Origin of the sequence: Stenomitos frigidus ULC18 (assembly GCF_003003795.1) — a bacterium.
Classification (GTDB): Bacteria; Cyanobacteriota; Cyanobacteriia; order Leptolyngbyales; family Leptolyngbyaceae; genus Stenomitos; species Stenomitos frigidus_A.
In genome coordinates this window covers 37,545-53,968 of sequence record NZ_PVWK01000014.1, presented here as the reverse complement: position 1 = coordinate 53,968, position 16,424 = coordinate 37,545, and the positions used below count along the sequence as shown (strand labels likewise).

Here is a 16,424-nt window from a genome sequence, read left to right as displayed (position 1 = left end):
TTTCTGTGGATCTTTCCCGTATTCCTGCCCAACCCAAGCCCGGTTTGTTAAATGTCCTGATCGAGATTCCTGCCGGGAGTAAGAATAAATATGAGTTCGACAAAGACTTAAATGCGTTTGCGTTGGATCGTGTGCTCTACTCCTCGGTGCAGTATCCCTACGACTATGGCTTTGTGCCCAATACCCTGGCTGATGACGGTGATCCCCTCGATGGCATTGTGCTGATGGATCAACCGACATTTCCTGGTTGCGTCATTCCAGCACGCCCGATTGGGATGCTAGAAATGATTGATGGCGGCGATCGCGATGAGAAAATTTTGTGTGTTCCCGATAAAGACCCTCGGTATACTCAGGTAAAACGTCTTGCCGACATCGCACCTCACCGCCTGGATGAAATCGCTGAATTCTTCAGATCGTACAAAAACCTGGAGAAGAAAGTGACTGAAATCCTTGGTTGGAAGGATGTTGAAGCGGTCTTGCCGCTGGTAGAACAATGCATCAAGGCAGGCATCGGTAAAGGCTAAAAGCAGATTGAACTCTGCCTCTGTATAAAGCATGGCTTAGGAATGATGCTTCCTAAGCCATGCTGAAAATATCTATATTTAGGGAATATTAAGATTATCCTGATTGCTTCGAGACACCTGGTTTTAGGAAATAGGTGTGTTCTATTGACTCAGTCAAGAATGCTATTCTTTTACATTCTTGTTTATTCTGACTCTTTCTTAGAGAGGCTGACATCGTCCGATTGAGGTGCTGTCCTTCGGCTAGGCACAATTGCAGCTTGCTTGCTGCCAACGCTAACTATATGGGTAGCATAAGTATAAGTGGGACATTAGAACTTTACCGATGTATTCTATCTATGAATTAGGTTCGGTATTGGATCCCTTCAGGGTGAATGGTTGATGATCTCTATAACAATGAACTGTTGCATCGGTTCTAGTCGGGCTTCATGAAATAGTTACGGATCAGGCAGTACGACACAATCAACCTGTGACTGTGATCAATGCTCAGTCTATACCTGGAACCCTCAAAATAGTTGCCTCGATCGCTCTCCTTTTAACTAAGCTCAAGCAGCATTTTTATCATCTCCTAGACTTGTTAGAAAAGGCTAATCAGATCAGACATGTCAAATCCTGATTCACCTGCATCCAACCCCCAGAATCAAAGTGCAGACATCGAGTCTGTGTCTCCATCGCCAGAGTTCGTTGTTGAGTTCTGGGGGGTGCGAGGCAGCATTCCCGCTCCCGGCAGCGAGACGGTTCGCTACGGTGGCAACACCTCCTGCGTAGAGATGCGAGTGGATGGTAAACGACTCATCTTTGATGGCGGTACAGGACTGCGCATGCTGGGCAAGCATTTGCTCAAGCAGATGCCTGTGGAAGCCTATATGTTCTTCAGTCATTCGCATTGGGATCATATTCAAGGGTTTCCGTTTTTTGTCCCAGCCTTTGTGAAGGGCAACTGCTTTCACATTTATGGTGCGATCGCACCCAATGGCGCTTCAATGAAGCAACGGCTGAGCGACCAAATGCTGCATCCCAACTTTCCCGTACCGATTCAGGTGATGCAGTCTGATTTGAAGTTTTATGATTTGCTTGCTGGTGATATCATGCAACTGGGTGCTGTCACGATCGAGACGGGACCGCTTAACCACCCCAATTCGGCGATGGGCTATCGGGTGACATGGGAAGGGCGTACCGTCGTTTATGCCACCGATACTGAACACTACCCCGATCACCTGGATGAAAATCTACTCCATCTCGCCCGCAATGCCGATATCTTGATCTATGACGCTTGTTATACCGATGAAGAGTACCACGACCCCAAAGCACCCAAGATTGGCTGGGGACACTCGACCTGGCAGGAAGCCATTAAGCTAGCAAAAGCGGCAGGCGTCAAGCAAGCAGTCATTTTCCACCACGACCCCAACCATTGCGATGATTTTCTGGACAAGGTAGAAGCAGACGTGCGATCGGTGTTTCCTAATAGCGTGCTGGCGCGAGAAGGCATGATTTTGCCAGTCTAGTGAGAGCGTTGGGATGGCAACGCCAGTGGTTTCTTATGTGAGCGGTGCTGTCAATGACGATCGCGATACAGATTCCGTCAGTAGGGGGTTTGCCTTCAGCTACAGCGAAACCGATGACGTCGCACTCAAACCGATCCCTACGGCTGACTCCGTACTATAGCTGTTGTCACAAAGCTTAGGACATTGGGATCAAAGGGGGCGTGGGGGCGGTGCCCCCAGCCAGGGGTTCCACCCCTGCACCCCGTCCTAACCAGTATGGCTACAGCTATAAGACTGACGCAGTTGAGTCTTGAAAGCCCGATTTTCCCTGACGTACCTTGAAACGAGGGAAAGCTCTAAAGCCCTTTTTAAGGGACGTAGAGGTTTTCTTCTGCGTACGTCCTAAGTGTGCGCTTTCAGCGATTTAACCTCGGTTGAACGATTAAATTGGGTCGGTGTCTCTTACGATCTCAGTGGGCACTCTATAAAGATAATGTTGCTTGTCCATGTTTTGGATGAAGCCAACAATGTCTGGTTTGTGCGGTTTTCTCTGTTCCATAGTTGCTCCGTCATGCAGGCTCCACTTCCCACTAACGAAGCCCAACGTATTGAAGCGCTGTTGAGCTATTGTGTCCTCGATACAGCAGCAGAAGACGCGTTCGATGACCTGACAAAGCTAGCTGCTTCGATCTGTGGGACGCCGATCGCCCTGGTGAGTCTGCTTGACCAGCACCGACAGTGGTTCAAAGCAAGTGTTGGGTTAGAAGCAACCGAAACAAGTCGCGATGTAGCCTTTTGTGCTCATGCCATTCTGCAACCAGATGTGTTGGTTGTGCCCGATACTCTAGACGACCAGCGGTTTGCTGCCAATCCTTTGGTGACAGGGGTACCCTATGTGCGATCGTATGCTGGAGTCCCTTTAATCAACCCAGAAGGTTACCCGTTGGGAACGCTCTGTGTCCTTGACCATTGTCCCAGACAGTTGACGGAGCAGGAGCTAGACGCCTTGTCAGCGATCGCCCGTCAGGTCATCGCTCAATTAGAGCTACGACGGACGGTTGCAACGCTCACACGCACCCTTTTAGTGCAGCAGCAGACCGAAGTAGAGTACCGCGATCTCTTTGAAAATGCAGTAGAAGGGCTTTATCGGACAACGCTAACAGGACGGTATCTCAGGGCGAATCCAATGCTGGCCAGCATCTACGGTTATCGCTCGCCAGATGAGTTAATGGCTTCGCTTACGGATCTTCAGCAGCAGCTTTATGTCGATTCTGTGCAGCGACAGGCGTTTGTGCAGTTAATCGAGGCGAATGGCAAGGTTTCTGGTTTTGAGTCTCAGGTCTATTGCAAAACAGGTGAACGCATCTGGATTTCAGAAAATGCACGCCTTGTCTATGATGCCTTAGGGCAACCAATCGGCTATGAAGGTAGCGTGACGGATATCACCGATCGCAAGCAGGTAGAAGCAGACCTGGAACACCAAAACCATCGAGCTAATCTACTTAACGCCATCACATCACGGATTCGCCAGTCACTCAACTTGGATGAAATTCTCACTACCACTGTGACTGAAGTGCGGCAGTTTCTGCAGGCCGATCGAGTCATCATCTACCGCTTTGAGCCAGACTGGGATGGGACTGTTGTTGTCGAATCCGTTGCCGCTGGTTGGACATCGACCCTTGGCCTCACTATTGAAGACACCTGTTTTAAAGCAGGTGGTTGGCGGCAGTATGATGCAGGCAAAACGCAGGCGATTGACGATCTTGACCAGTCATCCTTAACGAACTGTCACAAAAAACTGCTAACTCAATTTCAGGTCAAAGCTAACCTGGTCGTTCCCATCATTCAAGCGCAGGGCACGATCGGTAAACCCCGTCTCTGGGGGCTTTTAATCGCGCATCAGTGTGCTCATCCTAGACATTGGCACACCTATGAAACCACTCTGCTGACTCAATTAGCAGACCAGGTTGGTATTGCCCTAGCGCAAGCGCAACTGCTGGAACAAGAGATGCAGCAGCGAGAGCAACTCACCATCCAAAATGTTGCCTTGCAGGAGGCACGATTGGCGGCTGATAAAGCCAACCAAGCAAAAAGCAACTTTTTGGCGACCATGAGCCACGAAATCCGCACGCCGATGAATGCCGTTATTGGCATGACTGGGTTGTTGCTCGATATGTCACTAACGCCTCAGCAGCAGGATTACATCGAAATCATCCGCACCAGCAGTGATTCTCTTTTAACGATTATTAATGACATTTTGGACTTCTCCAAAATTGAATCGGGCAACCTGGATCTGGAGCAACATCCCTTCAGTCCGCTGACTTGTCTTGAAGAAGCGCTGGATTTGTTGGCAACGAAAGCCTCTGAGAAAGGGCTAGAGCTCGCTTATTGGAGTACCCCTGCTGTACCCCAACGGCTGCTCGGTGATGTCACTCGTCTGCGGCAAATTCTCGTTAACTTGCTCAACAATGCCATTAAATTTACAGAGGCAGGCGAGGTTGTGGTGACGGTTGATGCCCAACCGCTTGATGCTGTTCCGCTCAAAACAGCTTATGCCAAATACGTCTCCCCACTCTACGAAATCCGGTTTGCTGTTAAAGATACCGGCATTGGCATTCCGAGTACGAAGCTGGAACGACTCTTCAAAGCCTTTAGTCAGGTTGATGCTTCGACCACTCGCCAGTACGGAGGGACAGGACTAGGCTTGGTGATTAGCAAAAAACTGAGTGAGCTGATGGGTGGCAAGATGTGGGTCGAAAGCCAGCCAGGGGTTGGCTCTACCTTCTACTTTACGATCGCCGCTCAGGTTGCTCCAGAGGTCGCAACGCCTGTCATACAACACTCTCTGGTGGGTAAGCGAGTGCTGTTGGTGGATGATAATGCAACCAATCGACAAATTCTGACTCAGTATACTCAATCCTGGCAAATGCTGGCTCAGGCTGCGGCTTCTGGGGCAGAGGCTCTGGAGCTCATGCGCCGGGGTGAACGCTTTGATCTGGCAGTTTTGGATATGCAAATGCCAGTGATAGATGGTTTGATGCTGGCTGCTGAAATGCGCACCATCCCTAGCTGCCAGTCCTTGCCGCTGGTGATGCTGTCCTCGATCGGCAAGCCCGAAAATCTGTCTCAGGAAGACCAGCTCCACTTTGCAGCATTTCTCAATAAGCCTATTAAAGCCGCCCAACTCTATAAAACGTTGAACAACACGTTTAGTACCCAGCCAATGTCAACACCACAACCGTTAGTGAATAGCAACTGCCAAGCTACAGCCGATCGCGTACACTCTCTCAGAATTTTGCTGGCAGAAGATCACCTGGTCAATCAGAAGATTGCCCTACTCATGTTGCAACGTTTGGGCTACCGGGCCGATGTCGCAGGGAATGGGCTGGAAGTTTTAGAGGCGTTGCAACGCCAACCCTATGATGTGGTGTTGCTGGACGTGCAAATGCCAGAAATGGATGGGCTGGAAGCCGCTCGTTGTATCTGTCAGCAATGGCAAGTGCCGAGGCGGCCCTACCTGATTGCGATGACGGCTAATGCCATGCAGGGCGATCGCGAAATTTGCCTCGCAGCGGGCATGGACGACTATATCAGTAAGCCAGTGCGCATGGAGGAATTGGCTCAAGTACTCAGTCTCTGCCCATCCTTAAAGATAACGATTGACCATCCTGAATCTAGCCCTGAGATGGCCGCTGCGCCACTTTGCCAAACTTCTCCCACACCAGAGCCAGAGCGCTCCGCGTTGGACTTAACGGTTTTGGCCTCTTTTCGGCAGGAAATGGGAGAAATTGGGAGTGAAGTGATTGCCGAATTAATTGATTGCTATCTTGCTGAGGCTCCTATCCTCTTGCAAACAGCTCACACTGCCATCGACCAACACAACCTGAAGGAAGTGCAACGGGTTGCCCACGGGCTCAAAGCGAGCAGTGCGTCCCTCGGTGCCATGGGTCTCAGTCAGGTTTGTCAGGAATTAGAAACCATTGCTCTCAGTGCACCGATCGACCAGAGCCTTGCAATCACTGTGCGCCTGGAAGCGGAATACAAACGCGTTGCAGTCGCTTTAAGGCATGAACAATCACACCAACCATCATGACGCCTGCAAGCTTTTCGCTGACCGGAACAGTTTAGTCTCTCACCTTTATGCCTAAAGCATCACCCTTGATCCTGCTCGTTGATGACGAAAACATGATGCGCACTCAGATCCGGCGTTTCTTAGAAAAAGGGAGCTACCAGATTATTGAGGCGACCAATGGTGAAGAAGGCATTGAAGCGTGCATTCGATTTCAACCAGACATTGTGCTGTTGGATGGCATGATGCCGGTAATGGATGGCTTTGAATGCTGCGCCCATTTGCAAGCGTTGCCTGGTTCAGACCATACCCCAGTGCTGATGATTACCGGTTTAGATGACCAGATCTCGGTCGATCGGGCGTTTGCTGCCGGAGCAACCGACTATATTACCAAGCCGATCCATTGGGCAGTCTTGCGCCAACGTGTGCGCAGGCTGATTCAACAATCTCAGTTATTGAAACAACTGGAAACAGCGACCAAAATGTTTCAGCGATTGGCAACGGTCGATGCCTTGACGCAACTGGCTAATCGCATGATGCTGGATGCGCATCTTGACCAGGAATGGCGACGGATGATGCGGCATGGAGAGACGTTGTCGCTGATTCTTTGTGACGTGGATCTGTTCAAACGCTATAACGACGCCGAAGGGTATGGGCATCGAGCTGGAGACGCTTGCTTGCGTCAGGTTGCGAATGCGATCGGTGCGGTAGCCAAACGCCCCGGTGATCTGGCTGCACGTTACGGCGGGGAGGAGTTTGCGGTGATTTTGCCCAGTACGCCGATCGATGGCGCGGTAAAAGTCGCCGAAATGATCCGCTCCAGCGTGCACGCACTACAGATCAAACATCCCAACTCTAGTGTGAGCCCGTATGTCACGCTCAGCCTGGGCGTGACCAGCGGCATCCCCGATCGCACTCTCAACTTTTTGCCCGAAACGCTGATCACGGCGGCAGATAAAGCGCTGTATGAAGCGAAGGCGAAGGGACGCGATCGCCTTTGTATTCACTTGCTGTCGTAATAACGTGCGGTTAGTCGTCAGTGGTCAGTGGTCAGTGGTCAGTGAAAAGCTGATAGCTGATAGCTGATAGCTGATAGCTATGTTTTAAGCTGATAGCTATGTTTTAAGCTGATAGCTATGTTTTAACAGTCTCTCCGCCTATTGCTGTGCCTGTTGTGCTAACTCGATTTGAGCATCGCGTTCCGGTGCAGCGTGAGGGTGCCGTTGTGTGTAGGCACCGTCGGGCTGTAAATCCCAGGCGTGACGGTTGTCGGCTAAGAAAATATCCAGAATGGCGCGGAGTTTCGCTGCGAGTGATGGCTCTTCAACCGGTGTGATGGCTTCGACGCGACGATCCAGGTTGCGGGGCATCCAGTCGGCACTACCAATGAATACCTCTTCCTCCCCGTTGTTGTGGAAATGGAAGATGCGGGAATGTTCCAAAAAGCGACCGACAATGCTGACCACCCGAATGCGATCGCTCACGCCTGGGACGCTGGGACGGAGGCAGCACATACCGCGAATAATCAGGTCAATCTCCACACCCGCTTGAGACGCTTCGTACAGAGCTTTGATAATTTTGGGGTCAACCAGAGAATTCATTTTGGCGATGATGCGACCGCGATCGCCCCGACTGGCGTGTTCGGCTTCTCGACGAATAAGGGCAATCATGCGATCGCGCAGATTCACTGGAGCTACGAGCAGCTTGCGATACGACTGTTGCCGCGAGTAGCCGGTGAGAAAGTTGAACAGATCGGTCAAATCTGCTCCCAGGTCTTCTTTACAGCTAAACAGCCCTAGATCGGTGTAGAGCTTCGCGGTCTTGGAATTGTAATTTCCCGTGCCAATATGCACATAGCGACGGATGTCATCGCCTTCCTGTCTCACAATCAGAACTACTTTGGTGTGAGTTTTTAAGCCGACCACGCCGTAAATGACATTGACGCCCGCTTCTTCCAGTCGCCGCGCCCAGTTGATGTTATTTTCTTCATCAAAACGGGCTTTCAGTTCGATTAAGACGGCAACCTGCTTCCCATTTTCCGCAGCTGTAATCAAGGCTTTGACGATCGGCGAATCGCCAGACGTGCGATACAGCGTCATTTTGATTGCCAGCACATCTAGATCGTGGGCAGAGTGGGTAATAAAGTGTTCGACCGATGCCGTGAATGACTCGTAGGGGTGATGAACCAGTAAATCTTGCTGACGAATGATCGTGAAAATATCTTCCCCTGTCTCTGAGGGCAACGTAACATCCGCTGTCGTCTCCGTGAGTTGACGCAGCCGAGCGGGTACTACGGGCGTCCAGGGCTCATCTTTCAAGTCTGGTAGCGGTACAGCTAACAACGACATCAGATCCTTGAGGTTCAACAGACCCTCAACGTCGTAGACATCACGATCGGTCAATTCCTTTTCTTGCATCAGGCGATCGCGCACGGCTTTCGAGGCAGAGGCTTCAATCTCCAGTCGCACCACTGCACCGCCCATACGACGCTTCCGCAGCTCTTGTTGAATCACTAGCAGCAGGTCGTGAGTTAAGTCCTCTTCCAGTTCCAGATCGGCATCGCGCGTAATCCGAAACAAGGAATACTCCTGGATATTCATGCCCGGAAAAAGCAGCTCCAAATTGTGGGCAATTACCTGTTCTAGCGGTACACCAGCCCAGACGCAGGTGCGATCGGGCGGATGCAGGTCTGAGGGCAGCGTGACAAAGCGAGGTAGACTATTGGGCACTTTAACCCTGGCAAACAGCTCTTTGTGCGTGATGGGATCTTTCACCAGCACTGCCAGATTGAGGCTGAGGTTGGAGATGTAGGGAAACGGATGGGCGGGGTCAACCGCCAGCGGGGTCAGAATGGGAAACACTCGCTGCTCAAAAAATTGCTGCAAATAGCGTCGCTGTTCCTGGTTTAGATCCATGTAGTTGAGGAGATGAACCCCGTTTTCAAGCAAGAGTGGACGCAGTACATGCTCGAAGTGGCGATGCTGCTCGGTCACCATTGGGCGCAAACGTTGACTCAGCGCGTCCAGTGTCTGCTTTGGCGTTTTGCCATCGGGAGTCAGCTTATCGACCTCTGCTTCAACTTGCTGCGTCAGAATCGCCACCCGGACCATGAAGAATTCATCCAGGTTGGAGCTAAAGATCGCCAAAAACTTCAACCGTTCTAGCAGCGGCGTGCGCGGGTCAAGGGCTTCATGCAAGACACGATGATTAAACTCAAGCCAGCTCAACTCGCGGTTGAAATAGTATTGCGGGTCACTCAGGTTAAGCTCTGGCTTGGCCTCTCTCGCTCTTGTCATGAATCTACCTGTGGCTCTTTGCTGAGATCCTCCCAGAAATGGCTTTGAATGGAAAGTGTTGCGGAACACATGGGAGCGGTGAGAGGAGTGAATGAGGGGAGGTGAGCGGTGAGAGGAGTGAGTGGTCAGCGGTCAGTGGTCAGCGGTAATGGCTAGCTGCTGACCGCTCATTGCTGACGGTTGATAGCTAATAGCTGAATGCTCTCCCTATATTTCATACAGCTCCAAAGGCAATCCATCTGGGTCTTTGAAGAAGGTGAAGCGTTTGCTGGTGAGTTCGTCGGTGCGAATGGCTTCGACAGCGATGCCGTTGGTGGTGAGGTAGGCAACAGAGGCATCCAGGTCATCGACTTTAAAGGCGAGATGTCTGAGTCCACAGGCTTCTGGTTTGCTGGGCCGATCGGGCGGATTGGGAAAGGAAAACAGCTCGATCGCCCCACTATTGCCCACATCTAAATCCAGCTTGTAGGAATTGCGAGCCGCTCGAAAGGTTTCCTGGATGATGGGGAAGCCCAGGATGTTGACGTAGAAGTGCTTCGATCGCTCATAGTCAGAGCAAATAATCGCGACGTGATGAATACCGTTGCTGAACATTGGTCATACCCTTTGGACGTTAGCGATCATAGTTCAGCAACGGCAAATAGCCTCTCCGATTCAATTCCAGGACAATCAAGGTGCTCAACAAGTTGGTTTGCCAACGGTACAGAGCCAGTAATTCTGCCATGTTTAGCAATTGTCAGGTCTTTTTCCCGGCAATTGGCTCATCAATGGTTTCAAGATCGACAAGGTTCCATTTCAAGCCTTTGTTTCGATAAATGCGCTTTTTCAGGTTTGGATAATCACCAACGTCATGCTCAAGGCGTTGACCAACAACGATGCACTTTAACAAGGTGTTACCGTTATTTCTAAGCTTATGTGGTTCTCCACCAGCCCGATAACCGATAAAATCGCCTGCTTTTACAGGATATACCTCGTCCAGCTTGAAAACCGTAGTTTCGAGAATATGGCTGGAAAGCCTACCCGTTAGGATCTCCAAACTCCGTTAGACTATGCTCAAAAACTCCAGGTCTCAACATGGATGGGGTTTAGGTGTTGTCTCCGATCGTTGCTTCTGCCTCGCCTTCAAGAATATAGACACACTCATCTTCGTGGTAGTGCTTATGTAACTCAGTCGAGTCATAGCCAGGTTGGATCTCGATGATATGAAACCCAAAACCAGATAAGCCTGTCAGGTCTCCCAACGATTTATTCAATCGACGAGCATTGACATTGAGAAAATGAGTTTTAGCAACGCCTTCGTATGTCTCAATTTCTTCTCTTGTAATGATGTATTTATCCACATCTTCCTCTCAACTCATACGGGCTACCTGAGACTAACCATGCACAGAGAGCAGTTGTTGCCTGTCATCAACCCAGCCTACGGCGATCAGCCCTCGCACTCCCGCAGCGTCGCCTGGGCACTGGCGAGGTCGGGTGAGCCGAGTTGGGTGTAGATGGTCACGGCCCGACGGGCGTAGGGCAGAGCCTCGGCGGCCTGGCCCTGGCGCACCAGGGCTTTGGCAATGCGGCGGCAATTGGAGGCAATCAATTGCTGGCGACCCACCTTTTCTGCTAAGGGCAGAGCCTCGCGGGCAAGAGTCTCGGCCCCCGACCAGTCTTTCCGATCCAGGACCAGCGCAGCCAGATTGCCCGTATAGCTGGCCACGCCCTCAGCGTCACCGATCGCCCGGGCTACCCGCAGCGCTTCGCGATAATCCTGCTCTGCCGCCGTGAGATCGCCGGAGCGCTGCTCGATATCAGCGAGGCTATTCAGGGTGAGGGCCACCTCCTCGCTCTCGGCAGACAAACTGCGATACAGGTCGAGCGCCTCGCGGTAGGCGCTGAGCGCGGCGGGGTAATCCTGCTTTAACTGGTGCCCTTTGCCACGCAAGTGGATGGCGGTAGCCCGCTCACGAGCACCCGCGGACTGCCAATGCGCCGCCGCCCGGTCGGCACAGTCCAGCACTGCGTCCGCCTGCTGGCGCAGCCTGTGAATCTCTCCCACTTGATAGGCCCGCCAACCCGCCTTGTTCCAATCGCCTGCCGCGATCGCCCTGGCTTCCGCCTGCTGGTTGAGGGAGAGCCATTCATCCCAGCGGCCCGTGAAGTTGAGGAAGGTTTGGAGCGCAGTGCACACTGTTTGCAGGCGGGGATTGGGACCGGCGAGAAACAGCGGTATCGCGGCGGCAACAGTGGGCCAGGCGGCATCCAGCACCGGGAAGCGATCATACTCCCGATAACCGTTCTCGACGATGAGGGCATAGGCGCGCTGCTCCAGGCGGTTGCCGGTCTCCGCCACGACCTCTGGCTTTTGCTTCCGCAGGAAGTCGGCAACCAGGGGCACGAGGGCAAAGTGGCGTTCCTCTGCGTCTGGCAGCACCAGTGCCCGGTTGGCAAGATCGCTCAGGGCACCCTGGGCGGCGGCTTCATTGAGGCTGGCGAGTTCGGCGATGAACGTTGTCGGCATCAGCCGGGTGAAATGGGTGAGCGCAGCGAGAACCTGGGTTTCGTTGGTGGTGAAGGTGTCGAGCAGGTCACCAAAGACAAATTCCAGCGGGTTATTCTCTGCTGGCGCACGGCGCAGAAAGTCGAGCGCAGCGGCGATGGTTTTGCAGCGCCCCAGTCCGAGCTGCCCCACGACCCAGCGCATCAACAGCGGGTTGCCACCGGTTTCCTCATAGAGGGCGCGGCGTTCTGGCTCGGTAGTGGGAGCCAGCCGGTCATTGTGCTGTGCCAGATCGGCGAGGAGGGACTGGGCAGCGGGCCAGTCGAGTCTATCAAGGCGCAGGATGCTAGCGCTGGCATCCGACCGACGGCGGCTGGTGACAATGGCGCTACAGCCACGGGGAAGACGATTGAGGAAGGTGAACAGCCGATCGCGATCGGTTTCTGGGAGGGTCTCCAGATTGTCGAGCACCAGCAAGACGTCCGCCTCCCGCAAAGCCCGTAGGATGACTTCTGAACGTTCGGCTTCCGGGGCTTTCGCCAGGTCCGGTTGCCCTAACTCACGGGCAATGGCATTAAGCATTTCCAGATAGCTCGGCAGCACGAAGTATCCCAGCGCCCGCTGCCCATCGGCGGTGAGTTCGCGCTCTTTCGACGAGAGGAAAATGATGCGCCGGAAGCGCCCGGCAGGGACTAATTCGGCGGCACGGATGGCGAGTGCGGTCTTGCCGATACCACCGGGGCCATCAATCAGCGCCCCCCAACCCCGCGCATCGGGTGCAAGGGCTTCGGCGATTTTCTGCAACTCAGCCTCGCGTCCGAAGAAGGATTGCAGGCGCGGGAGGTTGTGGGGGATGTTTGCGCTGGAATGCGTTCCGCCGCTGCCGGAGTCCTTTGTGTAGTGATCCCTGGGCCTACCTTCATTGAGGGCAAGCCGTTCGAGAATGAGTGTGGCGGCTTGCTCTGGAGTCTTTTGATCGAGTTCGATGAAACCAGAGGCGGGGCTAAGACCATCCGCGTTGGCGTACTCGAACCGGCAGGGTATGACGCGATAGCCATCTGCCTTGGTGAGTAACCCATAGATGTGTATCCATTCCCAACCCGTCCAGCGCTTCGTATCATAATTCGGACAGAGCACCGGGACGATGAGGTCTGACTGTTCACCGTAGAGCTTCGGTAGATAAATGCCGAGGTCATATCGGGCAAACTCTGCCTCGTGATACTTGTCGTAGAGGATTTTATCCTCACCAAATTGCTGAGCTAGAAGGGACGCGATCGCTTTGACAAAATCTCTCTTTTCTCCCGCAAAGGAGAAGGCGACGCGAAAACGCTTGGTACTCATAGGGGCAACCCCCGCACGCCGTCTGACCACACCACAGTCTTGTCCTTCCAACTCCCCCGAACGGCTTCGCTTTTCCGCATCATACGCCCTACCTGCTGCTTAGCCCGAAAGGTTCAGGATTTCTTCGGGCTGGTTTCCTTTAAAGTCCTGTCTAATCTAGCCAATACACGATCAGAACGATCGCCCCAACAACTTCTGCATCAAAACACGCCAATTCAATGCGATCGCTCAACACAATGAGAGACTGCAATCATCAGTCGAAAAACGATCAATTATTATGAAAAAGCCCTACACCATTGAAGTGCAGGGCATACGTTGTAAAACTTGATCAGCTTTTAAGCGACGATCGCTTCTAACAGCCGTTCTGCTAGTGCTGCCGGATGAACCACAACGTTATTGTCATCATCCAGATCAACGATCGCAGTATCGCCTTCCTTAATCGTTCCCGACAGCAAGGCTTCTGCCAGGGCATCTTCGAGCAAGCGGGTAATCACTCGACGGAGCGATCGGGCACCGTAGCTAGGATTGTAGCCTTCGACTACCAGCCGATCCTTAACGCGATCGGTGACTTGCAGGGCAATGCCGCGATCGGTGAGATTGGTCGCCACGTCACGGATGAGCAGATCCGCAATTTGCTTCACTTCATCACGGGTCAGTTGACGGAAGACGATGATCTCGTCCAGACGGTTCAGGAACTCGGGACGGAAGACCTGTTTGAGTTCTTCATTCACCGATGCCTGCATCCGGCTGTACTGTGCATCAGCCTGACTGGCAAACTCAAACCCAAACCCACTGCCGCCTTTTTCAACCACTCTGGAACCCACGTTTGAGGTCATGATGACCAGCGTGTTGTTGAAGTTGACCGTCCGACCTTGAGCATCCGTCAAGCGACCGTCATCCAACAGTTGCAGCATGAGGTTGAAGACATCGGGATGGGCTTTCTCGATTTCGTCGAAGAGCACCACTGAGTAAGGCTTACGCCGCACTGCTTCAGTCAACTGTCCGCCTTCACCGTAGCCTACGTAACCCGGAGGTGAACCAATCAGCTTGGACACCGTGTGCCCTTCCATAAACTCAGACATGTCTAACCGAATCATGGCCTCTTCACTGCCAAAGAAGTAGGCCGCCAGCGTTTTCGCCAGTTCTGTTTTGCCAACCCCTGTGGGACCTGAAAAGAAGAAACTCGCGATCGGGCGATCGGGACTCTTCAGCCCCACCCGTGCCCGTCGAAGCGCACGAGCTGTTGACTTGACGGCTTCATCCTGACCAATCACCCGCTCATGCAACGCATCTTCAAGGTACAGGAGTTGCTCAGATTCCAGTTCAGTCAGCTTCCGCACGGGCACGCCTGTCCAGGAAGCGACGATTTGGGCGATGTCGTCCTCTGTTACGGCTGGGGTGTGGGGTGTGGGGTGTGGGGTGTGGGGAAGAGAGTGTTGAGTTGAGTCTGATGGCTGACCGCTGACGGCTGACCGCTGACCGCTAATTTGCGCTTCTAGCTCTAGCTCCCGATCACGCAACTTCCCAGCCGCGTCGAAATCCTGAGCATTGACGGCTGCTTCTTTATCCTTCGTGACCTGCCGCAGTTCCTTGCGGAAGGCTTTGGTGGGGGAGTGCTGGGTCTGTGCCAACCGCACACGCGAACCTGCTTCGTCGATCAGGTCGATCGCTTTATCAGGTAGATGACGATCGGCGATGTAGCGATCGGATAGTGTCGCTGCCGCAACTAACGCAGTGTCTTCGATCTTGACTTTGTGGAACTGCTCGTAGCGATCGCGCAGACCGAACAGGATTTCGATCGTTTCACTGACGCTGGGCGCACCCACCTGAACTGGTTGGAACCGACGTTCCAACGCGGCGTCACGCTCAATGTACTGACGGTATTCATCCAGGGTGGTGGCTCCGATGCATTGCAGTTCGCCGCGTGCAAGGGCTGGCTTCAGCAAGTTCGCCGCATCCATACTGCCTTCAGTCGATCCGGCACCGACGAGTGTATGCACTTCGTCGATCACCAAAATGATGTTTTTGTTGGCTTGCACTTCGGCAACCACTTTCTTTAGGCGTTCTTCAAACTCACCACGATAGCGGGTACCAGCCACGAGCGAACCCATATTGAGGCTAATCACCTGCTTGTCTTCGAGGTTGCTGGGTACATCACCACTGATGATACGCTGGGCAAGCCCTTCGGCGATCGCGGTCTTCCCCACACCCGGTTCCCCAATCAAAATCGGGTTGTTTTTGGTGCGGCGACCGAGAATCTGTACGACGCGTTCGATTTCAGTTTGGCGACCCACAACGGGATCGATCTTGCCTGCAGCCGCAAGCCGGGTCAGGTTAGTGCCAAATTCTTCTAGGGTCAGCGTTTGGGCATTGCTACGGCTGGTGAATGGTGAGGCTTCACGCCCACCCACAGGCACAGCCGCTTCGCCAATCGTCTCAAGACCGATCGCCTGCAAAATGCGATCTTGCACCTGAAACGGATCAACATTAAGCGTTTGCAGCACCTTAGTAGCAACTGTTTCGTTGCCTTGTGTCAATGCCAGCAGCAGATGTTCAGGCGTGACAAGGCTCTGCCCAAGTTGTTGCGCTTGCTGCATTGCTTCAGCAAACATGCGCTTAACTCTGGGTGTGAAAGGCAATTCTGCTGGGATGCTTCCTGTGCCACGACCCACAATTTTTTCACATTCAGTGCGAGCTGCGTCTAAGGTGACGCCCAGATCAACCAAAATTTGTGCGGCAAGGCTTGTTTCTTCACGGAGGATGCCTAGCAGCACTTGCTCAGTGCCAACTAGGTTGTGTCCCTGACGACGGGCTTCTTCCTGGGACAGCATCACTGCCCGAATGGCTTTTTCTGTGAACAGTTCAAACATGATTGGTTCTCCTACCACGCCATTTGTAGCGATAAATGAGACAACTGATAGAGCAAAAGGCAGCGGTTACAGGGACATCGCCAGAACCTGGCGTCTTCAGTTGTGATGAATCAAATCAATTGCAGTAGTGGGGTTCGGCTCCCCATGAGACCGTATGTATTTTTGTGTACTGATACTGTATCGCTGGTGGCCCTGCTACAGCAGTAGTGAAAGCCGTATGCACTGAGCGGTAGTAACCGTAGAGGGGAGGGGGATGAGAGTTTTGAGTAGCGCTTCGCGCCGCGTTGCTAGAGAGTTTTGAGTTAGTTTTCTCCGGACTTCTGACTTCTGACCGCTGACTGCTGGATCCTTTTCGTTA

Annotated in this window: 11 protein-coding genes; 5 read left to right on the top strand and 6 right to left on the bottom strand. The window is 52.9% G+C overall.

Annotated elements, in window-relative coordinates:
• Positions 1–5 precede the first annotated feature (5 nt).
• The 5 genes from C7B82_RS02295 to C7B82_RS02280 all read left to right on the top strand — a co-directional run bounded on the left by C7B82_RS02295 (position 6) and on the right by C7B82_RS02280 (position 7,093).
• Positions 6–524, top strand: coding sequence for an inorganic diphosphatase (locus tag C7B82_RS02295; RefSeq protein ID WP_106254692.1), 519 nt, complete (start codon positions 6–8; stop codon positions 522–524).
• A 599-nt stretch (positions 525–1,123) separates the two neighbouring features.
• On the top strand, positions 1,124–2,026 hold the full coding sequence (locus tag C7B82_RS02290; protein ID WP_106254691.1) for an MBL fold metallo-hydrolase: 903 nt from the start codon (positions 1,124–1,126) through the stop codon (positions 2,024–2,026).
• Between the two features lie 13 nt (positions 2,027–2,039).
• Positions 2,040–2,186, top strand: coding sequence for a hypothetical protein (locus C7B82_RS31870; RefSeq protein ID WP_181357313.1), 147 nt, complete (start codon positions 2,040–2,042; stop codon positions 2,184–2,186).
• A 390-nt stretch (positions 2,187–2,576) separates the two neighbouring features.
• Positions 2,577–6,098, top strand: coding sequence for a response regulator (locus C7B82_RS02285; RefSeq protein WP_219903923.1), 3,522 nt, complete (start codon positions 2,577–2,579; stop codon positions 6,096–6,098).
• A gap of 47 nt (positions 6,099–6,145) precedes the next feature.
• Positions 6,146–7,093, top strand: a complete 948-nt coding sequence (locus C7B82_RS02280) for a response regulator (RefSeq protein ID WP_106254689.1) — start codon at positions 6,146–6,148, stop codon at positions 7,091–7,093.
• Between the two features lie 138 nt (positions 7,094–7,231).
• On the opposite strand, the gene ppk1 is transcribed toward C7B82_RS02280, so the two are convergent.
• From ppk1 to C7B82_RS02250, 6 genes are all read right to left on the bottom strand, one after another.
• Positions 7,232–9,370, bottom strand: a complete 2,139-nt coding sequence (gene ppk1, locus C7B82_RS02275) for a polyphosphate kinase 1 (protein WP_106254688.1) — start codon at positions 9,368–9,370, stop codon at positions 7,232–7,234.
• A gap of 207 nt (positions 9,371–9,577) precedes the next feature.
• Positions 9,578–9,964, bottom strand: coding sequence for an SMU1112c/YaeR family gloxylase I-like metalloprotein (gene gloA2, locus C7B82_RS02270; protein WP_106254687.1), 387 nt, complete (start codon positions 9,962–9,964; stop codon positions 9,578–9,580).
• Positions 9,965–10,106: 142 nt separating this feature from the next.
• A complete protein-coding gene (locus C7B82_RS02265; protein WP_219903921.1) occupies positions 10,107–10,406 on the bottom strand; it encodes a cupin domain-containing protein in 300 nt (99 codons plus the stop codon).
• A 49-nt stretch (positions 10,407–10,455) separates the two neighbouring features.
• On the bottom strand, positions 10,456–10,710 hold the full coding sequence (locus C7B82_RS02260; protein ID WP_106254686.1) for a cupin domain-containing protein: 255 nt from the start codon (positions 10,708–10,710) through the stop codon (positions 10,456–10,458).
• 86 nt (positions 10,711–10,796) lie between these two features.
• The gene (locus C7B82_RS02255; RefSeq protein ID WP_106254685.1) at positions 10,797–13,196 is read right to left on the bottom strand and encodes a tetratricopeptide repeat protein; all 2,400 of its coding nucleotides are present in this window, start codon (positions 13,194–13,196) and stop codon (positions 10,797–10,799) included.
• Between the two features lie 335 nt (positions 13,197–13,531).
• The gene (locus C7B82_RS02250) at positions 13,532–16,066 is read right to left on the bottom strand and encodes an ATP-dependent Clp protease ATP-binding subunit (protein ID WP_106254684.1); all 2,535 of its coding nucleotides are present in this window, start codon (positions 16,064–16,066) and stop codon (positions 13,532–13,534) included.
• Positions 16,067–16,424: the final 358 nt, after the last annotated feature.